The sequence below is a fragment of the Lysinibacillus sp. FSL K6-0232 genome (assembly GCF_038008325.1).
In the GTDB taxonomy this organism is placed as follows: domain Bacteria; phylum Bacillota; class Bacilli; order Bacillales_A; family Planococcaceae; genus Lysinibacillus.
Genome location: NZ_JBBOYW010000001.1, coordinates 3,039,794 through 3,057,110 on the forward strand (window position 1 = coordinate 3,039,794; position 17,317 = coordinate 3,057,110).

Consider the following 17,317-nt stretch of genomic DNA (forward strand, 5'->3'; position numbering starts at 1 on the left):
AAAAGAGTGATTTGCTTGTCTATTTTTGATCAAACGATTAAACGCCGTTACACAAACTCTATCAAATGGGATGCAATGGAAAAAGTTTATGGGCTTCAAGATGCATCAGATATTTTACCTATGTGGGTAGCCGATATGGATTTTGCTCCTCCAGCAGCCGTTACAAAGGCTTTACAGCAATATTTGGAGCACGCTGTTTTTGGCTATAGCTTGATTGGTGAAGAAGCTTTACAGTCAATCGTAGACTGGCAAAAGGCTCGTCATGATTGGCAAATTCATAAAGACTCTATTTTATTCTGTAATGGTGTTGTTGCTGCTTTAGCGAATTGCATTGTCGCATTAACAGAGCCTAATGATAAAATATTGATTTCATCACCAATCTATCCACCATTCTTTACGATACCGAAAAACAATGCTCGTGAAGTTGTTAGTTGTCCTTTGGTTGAAAAGGACGGAACATTTACCTATGATTTTGAAGCCTTTGAACAGGCTCTTGCTCAAAATATAAAAGCCTATATATTATGTAATCCTCATAATCCAGGTGGCTATGTATGGGATGAGGCAACATTAAAGGAAATTATCCGCCTTTGTGCAAAATACGATGTTTTAATTATTTCTGATGAGATTCATGCCGATCTAATGTTAAATGGTGAAAAGCATACTCCATTAGCAAAAATTGCAGGTGATGAAATAGATCGTATTATCACATGTATGGCTCCTACTAAAACGTTTAACCTAGCTGGTATTCAAGTTGCTTATATGATTGTGACAGATAAGAAAAAGCGTCTTCAATTAGAGGCAGTCAATATGGCAAGTGGACAAGGTCTATTAAATTCATTTGCCCCTGTAGCACTTCACGCGGCTTATACAGAAGGCGCTCCTTGGTTGGAGGAATTGCTTTCGTATATTTCTGCTAATATGGACTATGTAAAAGCAGAGCTAGAGAAAATTCCGGGCATTTATGTAGCAAAGCCGCAATCCACGTACTTACTATGGATTGATTATCGACAATTAGCGCTTGACGAAAAGAATGTTATGAAGCGTTTATTAGAAATTGGTAAACTGGGACTAGAGCCAGGAACAAAATACGGCGAAGAAGGTCGTGGTTTCTTACGTATGAATGTAGCTTGTTCATTTGAAACAGTTCAGGATGGCGTAGAGCGTTTTAAAAAAGCCTTTATACAATAACATATAAGGAGCTGTTAGGAATATAAAAGCTTCCTAGACAGCTCCTTGTATGTTTAAAAATATAAATTGGTGGAAAAGTTTTTAACAATTACATAATTAAAGAGGTGTTTCAAATGGATGTAGCACCATTAACGATTAAGCAATCCTATATGACATTCCTTTTTCCTTTCGCTTATCGCACAAATAATCGTCAGGAAATCTCTGCTGTCCTACTGCAAGAAGGTTTTTCCTTTTTCACATTAGACAATACAGCTCTTGAAAATGCCTTTTACGGAGATATTTCCATTGTTCATGAGGAGCTTGACCAATTTTTCTACCCCTTTCTTGAAGATAAATTATTTTCAGCCACTATAAATAGCTCAGACTTTACTCGTTTTTCAAAAGCATTTTATACACAAGGCTCCTTGCAATATCAAGAAAATCATTTGAATTATGAGGTAATGAGCATTGATATTACATTATGTCCCTTTGGCAATGGTATTTTAACAGTCCGAACAAGCATTACTGATACAGCGCACGATATAAGCGATATTCTTCATTTTATCCACTATTTTAGAGTGTTGGAGGCAAAATTAAGAGAAGAAAAAGGGGCTATTCATCACTTTCCATTTGGTGATTTTTTATCAACAAGTGAATTATTATTTAATCATTTTATTCCTTATTTACAGCCCTTCCTATTGCACCAGCAAGACGATATTTATAAAGGATTACCTTTTTTTGAAGATGAACGAATGTTTGCTGCGGCTTATTTAATTAGTGAGGAAGCTTCAGAGCTATTGCCTGAACATTTATTTCGATTAGGGCAAGTTGATGGAAGAACGCCTGAAGGTAAACCTTTTATTTCTAGCACAAATCCTAAATATATCGCTAATTACGTGCAGGAACATTCACATACACGCTGGGCACCAAATAGTTATATGGTTACTTCAGCGCAAGCACAAATAACCTTAACAAATTTGCCCATAGAAAAATGCACACATAGTATTCAAGAATTTATGGGCATTCATTATTATAATCTTTTTATTCACTACTTTTACAAAATGATGCTGCTAAAGCTTTCCTATGAATATAGTGAAATCAAATGGGGTAAGGATAAGCTAGTTGTGAATGAATTAATCGAGCTTATTACGAAGTTTTCTGCACGCTATTACTTTGAAGAAGTAGTTGTTCGCACAGAGGGCAGAGAAATTTCACAGATGCTACGCAAATTTTTTAATATTCAGGAGCATTATCTAGAAACAAAATCCACACTGGATAGTTTATATCGTATTCAAGAGGATCAATCAGATAGTCGAAGCAATAATTTATTATTTATTTTAACAGTCTTTACCGTAATATCAGGCATTTACGGGATGAATTTAGTCATTGATGGCTGGAAGGATAGCAAGGAGTTCGATAGTATTTGGAGCTATACACTATTTGAATGGATAGCCTTTATTACAGCGTTAAGCGGCATTGGCTTATCCCTTGTACTTGTCTGTTTGACTGCGTTCAAAATGCTTCAAAACAATATGCGACGTTATCGAAAGAAATATAAATAAAAAATCTGCTTCTCCTCGTGCAGAGTGAAGCAGATTCTTTTTTGGCTAAATATTTTGCTGGTGATTTGTATTGTTCTTTTCTGCTAAAATACGTGCTTCAATTTCTTTCGACTTTATTTCTTGCTTTTTAGAAATTTTACGAAGAAGCATAAAAACTCCAATACATAAAATAAGCATAATTAAAAATTCAAAAGCTGCTGGAATATAGCCTGATTTATCTTCTGGGAAATATAAAAATTGATACATTAAGTTTTCCATATACTACACGTCCTTTTGCTTATTATTCAAAGACTGTAATTGACTCAATTTTCACATCTTCTAGTGGCTTATCACGGAAGTCTTTTTCTACCTCTGCAATTTTATCCACAATATCCATACCTTCTACAACATGACCGAATACCGTATGTTTATGGTCTAACCAAGGTGTTCCTCCATTTTGTGCATAGGCTTCAATAATTTCTTCTGGGAAGCCTGCACCTTGTAATTGACGCAGCATATCGCTTGGCAGGTGCTTCATTTGTACAATAAAGAATTGAGAACCGTTTGTGTTTGGACCTGCATTTGCCATTGATAACGCACCACGTAGGTTAAATAATTCATTAGAGAACTCATCTTCAAAAGAATCGCCCCAAATAGATTCGCCACCCATACCAGTACCAGTTGGGTCACCACCTTGAATCATAAAGTCCTGAATAACACGGTGGAAAATAATGCCGTTATAATAGCCTGATTTTGCATGACCTAAAAAGTTTTCAACTGTTTTAGGCGCCTGCTCTGGAAATAATTTAATTTTGATTGTGCCTAGTGTTGTGTTCATTTCTACAAGCACTTCGCCTGCTTGTACATCTGTTGTTAATTGTGGAAACATTGAAGTCTCTCCTTTAAATGTATAATTCAGTTTCGATAAAGTGAATCTTCACTCAGTGGGGATTTTCTTTATCCCTGTTAATTGGAAGCTTCACCAACCGGGTTTTTTACAGACTATTGAACCTTTGCTTAAACGTTTTGGCTTGAACGTACATGTTGAAGCGGAGATTAGCTAGCCTGTTAATACGGGATGAAAAAGATGATGGTTCATCCTTTCTGACCTCATTTTAGTCTAACATACTTCCCGCTCGTTTTCTTCATCAAAGTATTGACGATTTTTGCACTTTTCATAATGATCGTTTAAACATGTATTTGGTGTTAAGCCAAAATATGTTATTCTATGAGGTGATTGATAGAAATTATGGAGGCACCTATGAAAAAAGCTTTTGGTTTTTTTATTATACTACTATCATTACCTGCACTATGGTGGATTAGTACAAATATTCGGGCTGAGATTCATACAGCTCAAGCACATGAGAAACAGCTTGCTCAAGCTATTCATTTACCCGAAGTGCAAACACAGCTCCCTGTAACACTAATTGATCGAGATGGACAAACATTTAGTGAGGAATATGTCGAATGGCGACAGCCACTTACATTACAAGAAATTCCACAAATTGCCCAGGAAATATTTATTGCTAGTGAGGATGCTGATTTTTATGAGCATATTGGCTTTGACTTAAGTGCCATTATTCGTGCAGTTGTAGCCAATTCTAATACAAATACAACCTCTCAAGGTGGTAGTACCATCACACAGCAACTCGTTCGTATGCGTTATTTATCAGAGGAAAAAACATATGAACGAAAATTAACAGAGCTTTTTTATGCCTATGAATTAGAAAAAGAATTTGATAAAGAAGCTATTTTAACAATGTATTTGAACGAATCCTATTTTAGCAATCAAGTGTATGGAATTGGTGGAGCAGCCACCTATTATTTTCAAAAGCCTCTCCAACAATTATCTATTGCTGAAATAGCTTTTATTGCTGCTATTCCAAACAATCCATCACTTTATAACCCATTAAAAAATTTTGACCAAACAAAAGCAAGGCAGGAACGCTTATTAGATACATTAGCAGCAAATGGCTCCATTACTAAAGAAAATGCTGAAGCATATAAGGCTGAAACAATTACATTAAACATTAAAGAGAAAATTCAAAGCTATCCTATGTACAGTACCTATGTTTTACAGGAGTTAAAATGGTTAGTAGCTGATACAGAAGGCTATACAGATCGCCTTAACTATACAAATAGTGAAGAAGAGAAGAAAACCATTAAAGCACAGCTAGATAATCGACTTCAATCATTATTGCAAAATGGACTTATTATTTACACAGCTCTCGACCCAACTAAGCAGCTTCATGATGAAAATAATATGACAGCTATCTTAGGGGCAGGTCAATTGCAAGCAGCAGGAGCTGTTATTGACAATCAATCACGAGAAGTTGTTAGCCTCTATGCGGGGAAAAGCTATGAAAAATTTGATTATCATCGTGCCTTTCAAGGTACACGTCAGCCAGGCTCTGCCTTTAAGCCACTTGCTGTTTATGCACCTTTTTTTGAAACGACAACCTATACACCTGACTCTACTGTAAATGGTGGCAATTATTGTATTGGCTCATTTTGTCCACAAAACTATGGAGGCTACACATATGGGGATGTATCTATACGCACAGCATTTCGTTATAGCTACAATACATCAGCATTACGACTGTTCCAAACAGTTGGGATTGACACAGCCTTTCATTATTTAGATCGTTTCCACTTCCGCTCCATTGTGGATAGGGATCGTAATTATGCTGCATCATTGGGTGGGCTAACATATGGAGTAACAGCATTAGAGCTAGCTGATGCTTATACAAGCTTTATTGATGGGTCTTATGCGCTTGCACATAGTATTCGAAAAGTAACAGCGCTGGATGGAACAACACTTTATAGCTGGAATACAGAGCGCGAGCAAATTTGGTCAGCAAAAACTGTCCAATATATGCATGAACTATTAGCAGATGTTGTGGCAAATGGCACAGGTCAAGGGGTTTACAGCAACAGTAGCTATATTGGGGCAAAAACAGGTACAACGAATGACTACCGAGATTACTGGCTTGCTGGTCTCAACGATCGCTACACAGCAGCAGTATGGCTAGGCTACGACAAACCCCAATCCATGCAAAGCTTAGAACAATACAAAATCCATCATCAATTATTTAATGTTTTACTAGAATAATAAATACCAGTTTTTTTATCAAGTAGAAAATCAAATAATGAAAACATTATATTAAGGAAAGCTTAGGTTATGAAATTTTAATAGACTCAAGCCCTTTAGCTTTTTTGCAATAAAAATCATAAAACACTTATACAAAAAATCTCTAGTAAGTAGTAGATGATTTTTATTTTTCATCTATCTACCTACTAGAGAACATATCATCTCTTCATAATTTTAACTTTAAAAATAATTACATTTCAAAACACCCCAACACTCTACTTTATGTATTAAAATAGCTATTAAATACAAAAAATGAAAAAATAGTAACTTATTGTTTTTTCATAAATCCCTGTTATTGTATATTTACTCGAGTAAGCTACTGGCTTAAGCCTATAAATTTATCTCCATTTCTATTAAAATACAAAAAATAAAAGGTGGTATCAATAGTTTATGAACAGTAAAGTATTAAAAGCATTTTCTGTTGGTGTATTGGCTACAAGCTTATTAGCAGGGGAATCAGTAACTACTTTTGCAGCTACCACTTTTGAAAACTCACAGCAAGAGCTAGACTCATTTTCTAAAGTAATGGATCAACAAAGAATTTAGAAAATTATATTCAGCAATTGGCTATATTTGAAGAAACTAAAAAAATTCATGCAAAATATTCAGATAAGCCTTTATACAATAACTTATTGGAAAACTCAATGACTAATACAAATAATGCAATTCCTCTAACAAATGTTGCAAACACGTATTCAGTTACACCAATAGAAACAATTGGGTCAGTAGGAACACAAGCTAATACTAATTATCTAATGCGAAAAACTGATACTGTAGTTTCAAACTATGCATATGTAACATATGGAGTAGACACAGTAATTTATAGCTCGGGATCATTTAGAGAAGTTGTATCAGTAAACTCTGGAACTGCATTTGTTTTACCAGGTGGTTCAGGCTCTTATACTTGGGCTAATGGATATCAAACAGCTTCTAAAGCTAGTAGCACTACTGTTTCCTTTAGAGCTGCTGGTAACTTAGAATATAAAGTTAACAATAGAAGCATTAGCAGTGGATTTTCAGCAGCTGGATTCAGTTTAACTGCTACAAGTGGTAATACACATACCTACAGAAAGTTCCACCAAATTAGTCATACATTTTCTTTATACTAATAAATCAATACTATATTTATAGTAAATTAATTAAAGTTTTAGAATAAAATCATATTAAAAACAGTGTCTCAGTTCACAATTTACTTGATGAACTGTAAGATACTGTTTTTCAACTTTTTTATCTTAATTATTGAGTACATCTGATAAATCTTAACTAAAACTCCCGAATATTTCGATATTTAAGCACATAACTGTACATGCGAGTTTTTGATTTTTAATACTGTACCCAATATCCAATATTCCCAAGCATATTTGTCACTCTTGCAAGATAAAAAAGACCTCTAATAGATAAGTTTAAATAGCTGTATAATAAGGAGTGCGTGATTATGAAGAGCAAGTTATCTGTCGTTTTACTTGTATTGGGGCTTTTATTAGTAGGCTGTAGTAAACAAAGCAATGAAGCGCAATTTGTAATAGAGGAAATAGCTACAATGCCTTTGGAGAATGGCAAGGATTATTTTATTGTCACACCGATTAAGTGGATAGGTAATGACAATGTCGTGATTAACGATATTACTTTCATCAACGCCGAGCCTACAATCCACTATCAATTTTATGCAGGGGCAAGTGATAAAAAGCCAGGTATTTATCAATGCAGTAAGGACGAGCTAGGTGAATTACAAAGCATTCAACAATGGGCTATTGAAAAAGAAGCAACGCTTATTTTAGCCCTTCAGCTAAATGATGTGAAGAAAAATCCTGAGCGACAACTTAAAATTTCCTATACGCTTCATGAACAACAGCAAGAACAAATCATTGATGCTGGCATGATTCAAAACCTTCATACAGTTTCACAATAAGCCTCTAAAAAACAAGGCTGGGACAAAAGAAAAAAATGTTAGACCATTTACAAGTTTGGTCTAACATTTTTTTGCGTTATTAGAACACATATACTTTAATAAATCACAAAAATAACATTCATTTTTTGATGTTTCTCAATAAAATGAGTTATGTCCCAGCCTCGTTTTTTAATAGACTACTCATCTAATGCGCAAATGGTAAGCTTGCCAAAATACCATTATATAATTTTAAGATAACATAAATCACTAATGTTAATAGGATTGCCCACATAAACAGCTCAAAAACCAACAAGCCAATTGTGCTGCCCATGGACATAAAATGGCTCATTTTGTAAATCAAATAAATAAAGTAGGCAAATATCGTTAAAATAAAGATGCCGACTAGCACATAAATAAATTGAATCGCAAAGGCTGAACACATTGCACCAATAAATAAAATAATATAGCCGCCTCTAGCTTGGTGTACTGTTGCCCCATCACTATCTTTTGAAAAGAACAGCATGCCTAGCTCATGAATCGTTTCCCCTACTAGTTTAAGCGCTGAAAAGACCATAAAAAAAGCAATGGCAAAAACAATCAATAAAAATACACGTAATTCAAAATCGGATAAAAATTCTCGCATGCCTGAATAAACACCGATTGCTTGAAAAACTTGTAACGATTTTCCCACAGCATACATGCCAAATGTTAAACTAAATAATAAAATTGTAATTAATGGTAAATAACCATAGATATATGGGTTCCTCATAAAAAATTTTTTTCCTCTATTTTTATTAATAACTTCCTATTTATAATATAGCCAAAACTCTTCTACAACTGCAAGCTAAATCCCATTCGTCCATATGCATTCGTAATGAAAGTACGTTATAATTGGTATACTTACTTGCATAAAGGAGGGTTTTTTTGTTACAAGTACTTTATATTTTCATACCAATGCTTGTTGCAATATTCGTGCCACTTTTGTATAAACGCATGAAACATATTCACACAGGCTGGTTTGTTCTTGCTGTACCTGCTACACTTGCAATTATTTATGCAACTTATATTGCTCAAGTAGCAAAAGGAGAAGTATTTACTGCAGAGCTACCTTGGATTCCATCGCTCGATATTTCAGTTATCTCTTATTTAGATGGACTTAGCTTATTATTCTCGCTGCTAATTACTGGTATTGGCTCATTAGTTGTACTTTACTCCATTTTTTACTTAGACAAGCATAAAGAAAAATTACATAATTTTTATGTTTATTTACTACTATTTATGTCTGCAATGCTAGGAGTTGTACAGTCAGACCATTTAATCACACTTTATTTCTTTTGGGAGCTAACATCAATTTCATCATTTTTACTAATTGGCTACTGGTATACACGAGATGCCTCACGCCTTGGTGCATTAAAGTCAATGATGATTACAGTTGGTGGCGGCTTAATGATGCTAGGAGGATTTGTTCTTCTTTATTTAATGGGTGGAACTTTCTCCATACGTGAGCTAATTACGATAGCACCTAATTTAGTCGAACATCCTTTCTTTACATGGTCACTAATATTATTACTATTAGGTGCGTTTACCAAATCCGCACAATTCCCATTCTACATTTGGCTGCCAGATGCAATGGAAGCGCCAACACCCGTGAGTGCCTACCTTCACTCTGCAACAATGGTGAAAGCAGGTATTTATTTAGTTGCGCGCTTTACACCAATTTTTGCTGCATCTGAGCTTTGGGTATGGCTAGTAACAGGTATCGGTATTTTAACACTTTTCTGGGGTTCCTTCTTTGCTATCAAGCAAACGGACTTAAAAGGAATTCTAGCATTTTCTACCGTCAGTCAGCTTGGGCTTATTATGTCACTGCTTGGGGCAAGTGCCGTTGCATTTCATACAAATAGCTCAGTCGATACGATTAAATATGCGGCTTTTGCTGCTATTTTCCATCTTATCAACCATGCAACATTTAAGGGTAGTCTGTTTATGATTGCAGGAATTGTGGACCATGAAACAGGTACGCGTGATATTCGAAAGCTTGGTGGCTTAATGAGCATTATGCCAATAAGCTTTACCGTTGCTGCAATTGGAAGCTTATCAATGGCTGGTCTTCCTCCATTCAATGGCTTCTTAAGTAAGGAAATGTTTTTAACAGCTATGCTGGCACTACAAAAGTTTGAATTTTTCGGCTTTGATACATGGGGAGCACTTTTCCCAATTGTCGCTTGGGTCGCTAGTATTTTCACATTTATTTATAGCTTTTATTTTGTTGCTAAAACATTTACAGGTAATTACAAACCAGAACAATTACCACACCAACCACATGAAGCACCAATTGGCATGCTTATTTCGCCAATTATTTTAGCAGTATTTGTAATCGCTATCTTTTTCGTACCAAACTTTATCGGCGATATGTTTGTAAAGCCAGCCGTGCAGGCGATTCAACCATTTTTATATACAGCACCACAAGATGTTGATATTCATGTGGCTGCTTGGCATGGACATATTACGCCTGAGCTATTAATGACGATTGGTATTGTTATTATTGGTGTTTTATTATTTGTTGCCTTACCAAAATGGCAGGGGCTCTATCAATACTTGCCACAAGCATTCACATTGAACAATGCTTATGACAAAATGATGCAAGGGTTAGATACTGGCTTAAATCGTCTATCACAACGTTATATGACAGAATCAATGCGTCACTACTTACTCTATATGTTTAGCGGCATTACGGTAATTGTGATAGGTTCTCTTTTTATCAAAGATGCCTTTCGCATTGCTTGGCAAGAAGCATCACCGATTCGACCGTATGAAATTATCATTGTGGTCGTTTTAGTAATCGGTACAGCCATTGTTATCTTAGCAAAATCACGACTTACAGCCATTATTGGGCTAGGTGCTGTAGGCTACACGGTTGCTTTATTCTTTGTTATTTTTAACGCACCTGATTTAGCCCTTACACAGCTTGTTATTGAAACCATTTCAGTAGCATTATTTTTAATGGCATTTTACCATCTACCAAGAATGGGCAAACGAGAAGAGCGTATGAAATTCCAATTACATCGTGCCATTATTTCGATTACGGTTGGTATTATGGTAACGCTTGTAGCACTATCTGCTCACTCTCAAAAGCTGATTCCATCTATTTCTAAATATTATGAGGAAACAGTTTATTCATTAGCGGGTGGAGGCAATATTGTCAATGTTATTTTAGTAGACTATCGTGGCTTTGATACATTATTTGAAATTACGGTACTAGGCATTGCTGGAATGGGTATTTTAGCTATGATTAAGTTGCGTATGAATCGAAAGGAGAAAACACATGAAAACAAATGATGTGATTATACAATTTACTGCTAAAATTGTATTCTTTATTATTTTCTTCTTCTCCATTCATATTTTTCTAGCAGGGCATTACACTCCTGGGGGTGGCTTTGTTGGTGGACTGTTAACATCAAGCGCTATTGTACTTTTAATTATAACATTTGATATTAATACAATTCGCCATATTTTACCTATCAATTATACGTATTTTACAGCTGGTGGCTTACTGCTAGCTCTTGCAACAGCAGCATACCCAATGTTTGTTGGCAAGCCGTTTTTCACACATTTCTTTGATTATTTTGATTTACCGCTGCTAGGCAAACAGTCACTCCATACGGCTATGCTGTTTGATACGGGCGTTTATTTGGTTGTTGTGGGTGTTACGATGACCATTATTCAAACGATTGGGGAGGATGAATAATGGAAATAATTATGGCCTTTGTCATTGGCTTTCTCTTTATGGCAGCAGTTTATTTAATGCTATCCAAAAGCCTATTACGTATTATTATTGGTACAGGCTTGTTAAGCCATGGGGCACATTTACTTATTTTAACAATGGGTGGTCTTGGTGGAGAGGCTCCTCCTGTTTTAAGCGATGGGGCAAAAACATTTGCTGACCCATTACCACAGGCACTTATTTTAACAGCGATTGTTATTAGCTTTGGGGTAACAGCATTTTTCCTTGTTCTTGCTTACCGCTCGTATCAGGAGCTGAAAACAGATGATATTAGTTTAATGAGAGGAAGTGATGAGGATGAATAACTTCCTACTACTACCTATTATCATCCCATTTTTCTTTGGTATTATATTAATGCTTGGTAGAAAGAATTTAACCTATCAACGAGTATTTGCATTGCTTGGTGTTGGGCTTGCTCTTATTTCAGCCATTGCCCTGCTCTTTAAAGTAAAGCATGATGGTATCCAAAAGGTAACATTTGGTGACTGGCCTGTTCCTTATGGGATTACAATGGTTTCTGATATGGTGTCTGTATTGCTTGTTACAACAACATTGCTTATTGCCTTTTTTGTTGTATGGTATGGCTTTGACTCCATTACAAAGGAGCGCGAACACTTCTTTTACTACCCAGGCATTATGTTTATTTTAACAGGAGTCAATGGGGCATTTACAACAGGTGATATTTTTAACCTTTTTGTATTCTTTGAAGTATTATTAATGGCGTCCTATTTACTCATTGTACTTGGAGGGGAAAAGGGTCAGCTCAAAGGGTCGATTAAATATATTTTAATTAATGTTATTTCATCTGCCCTGTTTGTTATTACAGTTGCCTTTTTATATTCTGTAGTTGGTACATTAAATATGGCGGATATTGCTGTTAAAATAGCAGATATTCAGCAGCCAGGCATTATTACGGTTATTGCTGTACTCTTTTTAATGGTATTTGGCTTAAAAGCAGCTATTTTCCCATTATATTTTTGGTTACCAACTTCTTATGCGGCAGCACCGATTCCTGTGCTCACACTATTTGGGGCACTACTAACAAAGGTCGGCGTTTATGCTATTACACGTACCTATACACTATTTTTTGTACATGATTTATCGTATACACATCAGTTACTAATGGTGCTAGCTATTGCCACAATTGTAGCAGGCTGCATTGGTGCACTTGCTTATTTCGATGTCAAACTTATTATTATTTATAATATTGTCATTGCAGTAGGTGTTATTTTATTTGGTGTTTCCCAAATGAACGAGGTTGCCTTAAAAGGCGCAATGTTTTATTTTATTCACGATATGCTTATTAAAGCTGCTCTCTTTATGCTAATTGGGATTGTTATGTATATTACAGGCACATCCGATTTACGTAAAATGGGTGGACTAATGAAGAAATATCCTGTTCTTGGCTGGAGCTATTTAATTGCAGCGTTTGGCTTAGCAGGTATCCCACCACTCAGTGGATTTGTTGGTAAGCTATTAATTGTTCAAGGTGGCTTTGAGGCTGGTAGTATGTGGGGCAGTATTTTTATCTTAGCTTCCTCATTGCTTGTGCTATTATCAGTGATTCGTATTTTCATCTACGCCTTTTGGGGTGAGGAAAAAGAAACAAGTGGCACTGTCAATACAAAGGTTTATAAAATGCTCTTTATCCCTACTGCCCTGTTAGTATGTATTACTGTGGCATATGGTGTTGGCTCTGAATGGATTACGCCATTTATGGATGATGCTGCAAAACTATTAAATGATCCATCTATTTATATAGATGCTGTGATGAAGGAGGAGTAACGCGGATGGCATTTCAAATTATTTTAAATGTTGTACTTGCCTTTGTCTGGATGTTCCTATCCTCTAATTACACAGCAACAGGCTTTATTATTGGATTTTTGCTAGGCATTATCTTACTGCTGATGATGCGACGCTTTTTCACTTCACGCCTTTATATTTACCGTATATGGGCAATTATCAAACTAACATTGCTATTCTTTAAAGAACTAATATTAGCCAATGTTCAGGTGTTGCGAGTTGTTTTAAAACCAGAGCTAAATATGCAGCCTGCCTTTTTTGCTTACCCTACTGTTTTAAAGGAAGAGTGGGAAATTACGCTATTATCTAGCTTAATTACATTAACACCTGGAACCGTAGTAGTACATGTATCTGATGATGCTAAAACATTGTATATCCATGCGATTGATATTAGCGATGTGGATGAAGCGATTGCTTCCATTCACGATTCATTTGAAAAAGCCATTTTGGAGGTGAGTAAATCATGACAATATTTATTATCGCTATCATTGTAGTGATTTGCTTATCAATGATTGGGGTTATTTATCGAATGATTAAAGGCCCTGCTGCATCAGACCGTGTTGTAGCACTAGATTCACTTGGTGTATCACTGATTTCACTTATCGGACTATTTTCGATCTTAGTGGAAACAAGCTTTTTCCTAGAGATTATTTTATTGTTAGCGATTTTATCGTTTATCGGCACAGTGGCTTTCTCTAAATTTATAGAGAAAGGAGATATCTTAAAACGTGACAATTCTCGCTAATAGCTTAGTTATCTTTTTTATTGCAATTGGAACACTTTTTATTGTTGTAACGGCTATTGGGCTTATTCGTTTGCCTGATTTATATACGCGCGCCCATGCCGCCTCTAAAAGTGCAACGCTTGGTGTTATGTGTGTATTGATTGGTGTATTCTTTCACTTTTGGCTAATTGAAGGTCACTTTAATCCACGCATTTTACTAGGGGTATTATTCTTGTTTATTACAGGACCTGTTGGAGGGCATATTATGACACGCTCCTCCTATATCGCTGGTGTCAAGCCATGGAAGGGAACTGTACGTGACGAGTTAGGCCCTGAAATTGAAAGAATGAAGAAGGAACAAAATATTAAGTAATCCATAAAAAAGCTGCCTGATATGTATGTATCGGGCAGCTTTTGCTTAAATATAGCCTTTATCTGTTAAAATCTGTGTAAGCTGTTGAGCACATTCTTCAATGGAATAGTGCTCTGTATCTAAAATAATTTCTGGATTTTCTGGTTCCTCATAGGGTGCACTAATCCCTGTAAAGTTAGGAATTTCTGCATTTCTCGCTTTTTTATATAAACCCTTTGGATCTCTTTGCTCACAAGTTTCCACGGAACATTTTACATACACCTCAATAAATTCACCATCCGCTACAAGCTCACGTACCACTTGACGATCCTCACGATAGGGCGAAATAAACGCTGTTAAAACGATTTGACCGCTCTCCACAAACAGCTTTGCAACTTCTCCGATACGGCGGATATTTTCCTTGCGCCCTACCTCATCAAAGCCTAAATCTTTATTTAAGCCATGGCGCACATTATCTCCATCTAATACAAAGGCCTGATTGCCGCTTTCAAATAATTGACGAGCAAATGCATTGGCTACAGATGATTTACCTGATGCCGACAAGCCCGTAAACCATAAAATAAAGCTTTGATGCTTATTTTTTGAACGGCGCTCTTCTTTTGTAACGGAGGCTTCATGCCAGACAATATTTGAACTCATTTCACTACCTCCTTACGCATGCCTTTAATTAATACATCTACTACTTCCTTACGGCTAAATGTACTTGGTGGCACTTCACCATTACGCAGCATTTCACGCACCTTTGTTCCTGATAAAATTACATGTGCAGTGCTATCATGTGGACATGTTTTTGTAGTAGCCATACCTTCACATAGCTTGCAGTAGAAGCTATGCTCAAATTTCAATGGCACAATGCCTAACTCATCCTCTGTAAATTGCTCAAAGATTTTTTGTGCATCATATGTGCCATAGTAATCACCAACACCTGCATGGTCACGACCGACAATAAAATGCGTACAGCCATAATTTTTTCGAACAAGCGCATGGAAAATGGCTTCCTTTGGTCCTGCATAGCGCATAGCGGCTGGAAATACCCCTAATTGTACACGGCTTTCAGGGTAATAGTTTTGCAGTAGCACCTCGTAACTCTCCATACGAATAGCCGCAGAAACATCATCTGATTTTGTTTCCCCAACAAGCGGATTTAAAAATAAACCATCGATTGTTTCAAGTGCTGCCTTTTGAATATATTCATGTGCACGATGCACAGGGTTACGTGTTTGGAAGCCTACAATTGTTTTCCAGCCCTTGTCTGCAAACAATTGACGTGTTTCAACTGGATCAAATGAATAGGCAGGAAACTGCTGTGCAATACGCTTTACTAATGTAATTTTTCCGCCAACATAAATTGCAGGACGATCATATAATTTTTGAACACCTGGATGTGCTAAATCCTCTGTGCCATAGACAAGTAATGCCTCTTTTCTCTTATTTGGCTCATAAATATCTGTAACTTGAATCACACCATAAACTTCATGGTTATAAACTAATTTCGCCTCATCACCTAGTTGTAGTGTTGCTGCCTTCTCCTTTGTTACAGGCAATGTAATCGGAATGCTCCAAACAACACCCGATGCTAAACGACTTTGTTCCACCACTGATTCATAGTCCTTTTGTGTTAAAAAGCCTTCAATTGGACTATAGCCACCTATTGCAATTAATTCCAAGTCACTTAATGAAATTGCATCTAGCTCAATTTCCTTATATATAGCTGTTAAATCTTTCTTAGGGTCAAATGCTTGCACAAGTAATCCGCCATGTGGTTGTAAACTCATCTTAAAATCCTCCTAATTCTAGTTAAATACTATGTTTTAATAAAATTAAATACCTTCTCCTGCATCATAAATCGATTGCTCTTCTTCACGCATAATACGCATTAAACTAATTACACCGAGTGTTCCTACAATAATGCTACCAATCAAAATAATGGCATAGAGGTCTTTCTCTAAAAATAACTGTACTAAAAAATAAGAAATCGCTAATGAAAAAATCGGTGAAACAATCCAAATTCGAAATATCTTTTTCACAATATTTTTGTTGAAAATTTGTGCTCCATTTTTCGCCATCCCCATTCCAATAATAGATGAGGATGTTACTTGTGTAAGTGGTACTGGAAGCCCAAATATTGAACTAATACCTACAAGCAGTGCACCTGTACTTGAAATTAAAATACCTTCAGCCTTCTGAAAACGCACAATTTTTTTACCATTTGTTTCAAGCACTCGCTTACCAAGCAATATTGCACCTATTGCAACAAATGCCCCACCAAGCACAATGCCTGTTGTAACATCCATCATCCCTGCACCAACAAGTGGTCCAACTGCATTGGCAACATTGTTCATCCCTGCTGAAAATGCTTCGAAAAATCCAGCTAATATTAGAAGAATGGTTAAAATTGGACGATCCTTTAATAATCCTTTGCCCTGTAATTTGTATAATAACCGACCAAATACAAGTGCAATTACAAATGCTACAATCGGAACAATTACCCAAAATGACATAATGACAAGTAAGGATTTTACAAATAACACTTTATAAGCAATTCCTACACCAACAACAGCGCCTACTGTTACTTCACTTGTTGATAATGGGATACCTAAAAGATTGGCGAAAAATAGCGAGCTTGTGGCAGAGATTAAAATAATAATAACAACCTTAACAGTAATATACTCTGTAGGCATAATACCTGAGCTAATTGTTTTCACAACTTCTCCTCCGCCTAATACAGCGCCGCTATAGACACCAATTGCGCATAATAGTAAGGCTTGCCAAGCTTTTTTAATAGCACCTGCGCCATAAGCAACCCCCATTGAAGCGGCTGCTCCACTTGCACCTATATTCATCGCAAAAAATAAGCTAATCGCTATTGCAAAATATTCAAGCATG

19 protein-coding genes are annotated in these 17,317 nt (G+C 36.1%); 13 read left to right on the forward strand and 6 right to left on the reverse strand.

The window, feature by feature from the left end:
• Positions 1–15 precede the first annotated feature (15 nt).
• Together MHB42_RS14900 and MHB42_RS14905 are read left to right on the forward strand one after the other, a co-directional pair.
• The gene (locus MHB42_RS14900) at positions 16–1,188 is read left to right on the forward strand and encodes a MalY/PatB family protein (RefSeq protein ID WP_340807123.1); all 1,173 of its coding nucleotides are present in this window, start codon (positions 16–18) and stop codon (positions 1,186–1,188) included.
• A gap of 113 nt (positions 1,189–1,301) precedes the next feature.
• On the forward strand, positions 1,302–2,729 hold the full coding sequence (locus MHB42_RS14905) for a hypothetical protein (RefSeq protein ID WP_340807125.1): 1,428 nt from the start codon (positions 1,302–1,304) through the stop codon (positions 2,727–2,729).
• A gap of 45 nt (positions 2,730–2,774) precedes the next feature.
• Here MHB42_RS14905 and MHB42_RS14910 read toward each other — a convergent pair whose 3' ends face one another.
• Both MHB42_RS14910 and MHB42_RS14915 read right to left on the reverse strand, forming a co-directional pair.
• A complete protein-coding gene (locus MHB42_RS14910; RefSeq protein WP_340807127.1) occupies positions 2,775–2,987 on the reverse strand; it encodes a hypothetical protein in 213 nt (70 codons plus the stop codon).
• Positions 2,988–3,009: 22 nt separating this feature from the next.
• Positions 3,010–3,597, reverse strand: coding sequence for a peptidylprolyl isomerase (locus MHB42_RS14915; protein WP_340807128.1), 588 nt, complete (start codon positions 3,595–3,597; stop codon positions 3,010–3,012).
• Positions 3,598–3,969: 372 nt separating this feature from the next.
• Between MHB42_RS14915 and MHB42_RS14920 the strand changes: the two genes are divergently transcribed.
• The 4 genes from MHB42_RS14920 to MHB42_RS14935 all read left to right on the forward strand — a co-directional run bounded on the left by MHB42_RS14920 (position 3,970) and on the right by MHB42_RS14935 (position 7,768).
• A complete protein-coding gene (locus MHB42_RS14920) occupies positions 3,970–5,820 on the forward strand; it encodes a transglycosylase domain-containing protein (RefSeq protein WP_340807129.1) in 1,851 nt (616 codons plus the stop codon).
• Between the two features lie 429 nt (positions 5,821–6,249).
• Positions 6,250–6,405, forward strand: coding sequence for a hypothetical protein (locus MHB42_RS14925; RefSeq protein WP_340807130.1), 156 nt, complete (start codon positions 6,250–6,252; stop codon positions 6,403–6,405).
• 17 nt (positions 6,406–6,422) lie between these two features.
• Complete coding sequence (locus MHB42_RS14930; RefSeq protein WP_340807132.1) at positions 6,423–6,968, forward strand: hypothetical protein; 546 nt, start codon at positions 6,423–6,425, stop codon at positions 6,966–6,968.
• 326 nt (positions 6,969–7,294) lie between these two features.
• Entirely contained in the window at positions 7,295–7,768 is a 474-nt protein-coding gene (locus MHB42_RS14935) for a hypothetical protein (protein ID WP_340807135.1), read from the forward strand.
• Positions 7,769–7,952: 184 nt separating this feature from the next.
• Here the strand turns inward: MHB42_RS14935 and MHB42_RS14940 are convergent, their stop codons facing one another.
• A complete protein-coding gene (locus MHB42_RS14940) occupies positions 7,953–8,516 on the reverse strand; it encodes a DUF5366 family protein (RefSeq protein ID WP_340807136.1) in 564 nt (187 codons plus the stop codon).
• A 155-nt stretch (positions 8,517–8,671) separates the two neighbouring features.
• On the opposite strand from MHB42_RS14940, the gene MHB42_RS14945 reads away from it, so the two are divergent.
• From MHB42_RS14945 to mnhG, 7 genes are read left to right on the forward strand one after another with little or no spacing between them, the layout of a single operon-like run.
• The gene (locus MHB42_RS14945) at positions 8,672–11,086 is read left to right on the forward strand and encodes a Na+/H+ antiporter subunit A (protein WP_340807138.1); all 2,415 of its coding nucleotides are present in this window, start codon (positions 8,672–8,674) and stop codon (positions 11,084–11,086) included.
• Positions 11,073–11,495 carry a Na(+)/H(+) antiporter subunit B gene (locus MHB42_RS14950; RefSeq protein WP_340807139.1) on the forward strand — a complete coding sequence of 141 codons (423 nt, stop codon included), beginning with the start codon at positions 11,073–11,075 and terminating at the stop codon, positions 11,493–11,495. The genes MHB42_RS14945 and MHB42_RS14950 overlap by 14 nt, the downstream gene beginning before the upstream one ends.
• On the forward strand, positions 11,495–11,836 hold the full coding sequence (locus tag MHB42_RS14955) for a Na(+)/H(+) antiporter subunit C (RefSeq protein ID WP_340807140.1): 342 nt from the start codon (positions 11,495–11,497) through the stop codon (positions 11,834–11,836). The genes MHB42_RS14950 and MHB42_RS14955 overlap by 1 nt, the downstream gene beginning before the upstream one ends.
• Positions 11,829–13,316, forward strand: a complete 1,488-nt coding sequence (locus tag MHB42_RS14960; protein ID WP_340807141.1) for a Na+/H+ antiporter subunit D — start codon at positions 11,829–11,831, stop codon at positions 13,314–13,316. Before MHB42_RS14955 ends, MHB42_RS14960 begins: the two co-directional genes overlap by 8 nt.
• Positions 13,317–13,321: 5 nt before the next feature.
• Entirely contained in the window at positions 13,322–13,801 is a 480-nt protein-coding gene (locus MHB42_RS14965) for a Na+/H+ antiporter subunit E (RefSeq protein WP_340807142.1), read from the forward strand.
• Positions 13,798–14,079, forward strand: coding sequence for a Na(+)/H(+) antiporter subunit F1 (locus tag MHB42_RS14970; RefSeq protein ID WP_340807144.1), 282 nt, complete (start codon positions 13,798–13,800; stop codon positions 14,077–14,079). The genes MHB42_RS14965 and MHB42_RS14970 overlap by 4 nt, the downstream gene beginning before the upstream one ends.
• On the forward strand, positions 14,063–14,431 hold the full coding sequence (gene mnhG, locus MHB42_RS14975; protein WP_340807145.1) for a monovalent cation/H(+) antiporter subunit G: 369 nt from the start codon (positions 14,063–14,065) through the stop codon (positions 14,429–14,431). The genes MHB42_RS14970 and mnhG overlap by 17 nt, the downstream gene beginning before the upstream one ends.
• A 45-nt stretch (positions 14,432–14,476) precedes the next feature.
• Here the strand turns inward: mnhG and cysC are convergent, their stop codons facing one another.
• Genes cysC through MHB42_RS14990 form a run of 3 tightly spaced genes read right to left on the reverse strand, consistent with a single transcriptional unit; the run spans position 14,477 to position 17,316 of the window.
• On the reverse strand, positions 14,477–15,070 hold the full coding sequence (cysC, locus tag MHB42_RS14980) for an adenylyl-sulfate kinase (RefSeq protein WP_340807146.1): 594 nt from the start codon (positions 15,068–15,070) through the stop codon (positions 14,477–14,479).
• Positions 15,067–16,206, reverse strand: a complete 1,140-nt coding sequence (sat, locus tag MHB42_RS14985; RefSeq protein ID WP_340807147.1) for a sulfate adenylyltransferase — start codon at positions 16,204–16,206, stop codon at positions 15,067–15,069. Before sat ends, cysC begins: the two co-directional genes overlap by 4 nt.
• 45 nt (positions 16,207–16,251) lie before the next feature.
• Positions 16,252–17,316 carry an inorganic phosphate transporter gene (locus tag MHB42_RS14990; RefSeq protein ID WP_340807148.1) on the reverse strand — a complete coding sequence of 355 codons (1,065 nt, stop codon included), beginning with the start codon at positions 17,314–17,316 and terminating at the stop codon, positions 16,252–16,254.
• Position 17,317 lies beyond the last annotated feature (1 nt).

Coding starts and splice junctions, on each gene's coding strand:
- MHB42_RS14905 (WP_340807125.1), top strand. CDS start 1,302: ATGGATGTAGCACCATTAACGATTAAGCAATCCTATATGACATTCCTT.
- MHB42_RS14910 (WP_340807127.1), bottom strand. CDS start 2,987: ATGGAAAACTTAATGTATCAATTTTTATATTTCCCAGAAGATAAATCA.
- MHB42_RS14915 (WP_340807128.1), bottom strand. CDS start 3,597: ATGTTTCCACAATTAACAACAGATGTACAAGCAGGCGAAGTGCTTGTA.
- MHB42_RS14920 (WP_340807129.1), top strand. CDS start 3,970: ATGAAAAAAGCTTTTGGTTTTTTTATTATACTACTATCATTACCTGCA.
- MHB42_RS14925 (WP_340807130.1), top strand. CDS start 6,250: ATGAACAGTAAAGTATTAAAAGCATTTTCTGTTGGTGTATTGGCTACA.
- MHB42_RS14935 (WP_340807135.1), top strand. CDS start 7,295: ATGAAGAGCAAGTTATCTGTCGTTTTACTTGTATTGGGGCTTTTATTA.
- MHB42_RS14940 (WP_340807136.1), bottom strand. CDS start 8,516: ATGAGGAACCCATATATCTATGGTTATTTACCATTAATTACAATTTTA.
- MHB42_RS14950 (WP_340807139.1), top strand. CDS start 11,073: ATGAAAACAAATGATGTGATTATACAATTTACTGCTAAAATTGTATTC.
- MHB42_RS14955 (WP_340807140.1), top strand. CDS start 11,495: ATGGAAATAATTATGGCCTTTGTCATTGGCTTTCTCTTTATGGCAGCA.
- MHB42_RS14960 (WP_340807141.1), top strand. CDS start 11,829: ATGAATAACTTCCTACTACTACCTATTATCATCCCATTTTTCTTTGGT.
- MHB42_RS14965 (WP_340807142.1), top strand. CDS start 13,322: ATGGCATTTCAAATTATTTTAAATGTTGTACTTGCCTTTGTCTGGATG.
- MHB42_RS14970 (WP_340807144.1), top strand. CDS start 13,798: ATGACAATATTTATTATCGCTATCATTGTAGTGATTTGCTTATCAATG.
- cysC (WP_340807146.1), bottom strand. CDS start 15,070: ATGAGTTCAAATATTGTCTGGCATGAAGCCTCCGTTACAAAAGAAGAG.
- sat (WP_340807147.1), bottom strand. CDS start 16,206: ATGAGTTTACAACCACATGGCGGATTACTTGTGCAAGCATTTGACCCT.
- MHB42_RS14990 (WP_340807148.1), bottom strand. CDS start 17,316: ATGCTTGAATATTTTGCAATAGCGATTAGCTTATTTTTTGCGATGAAT.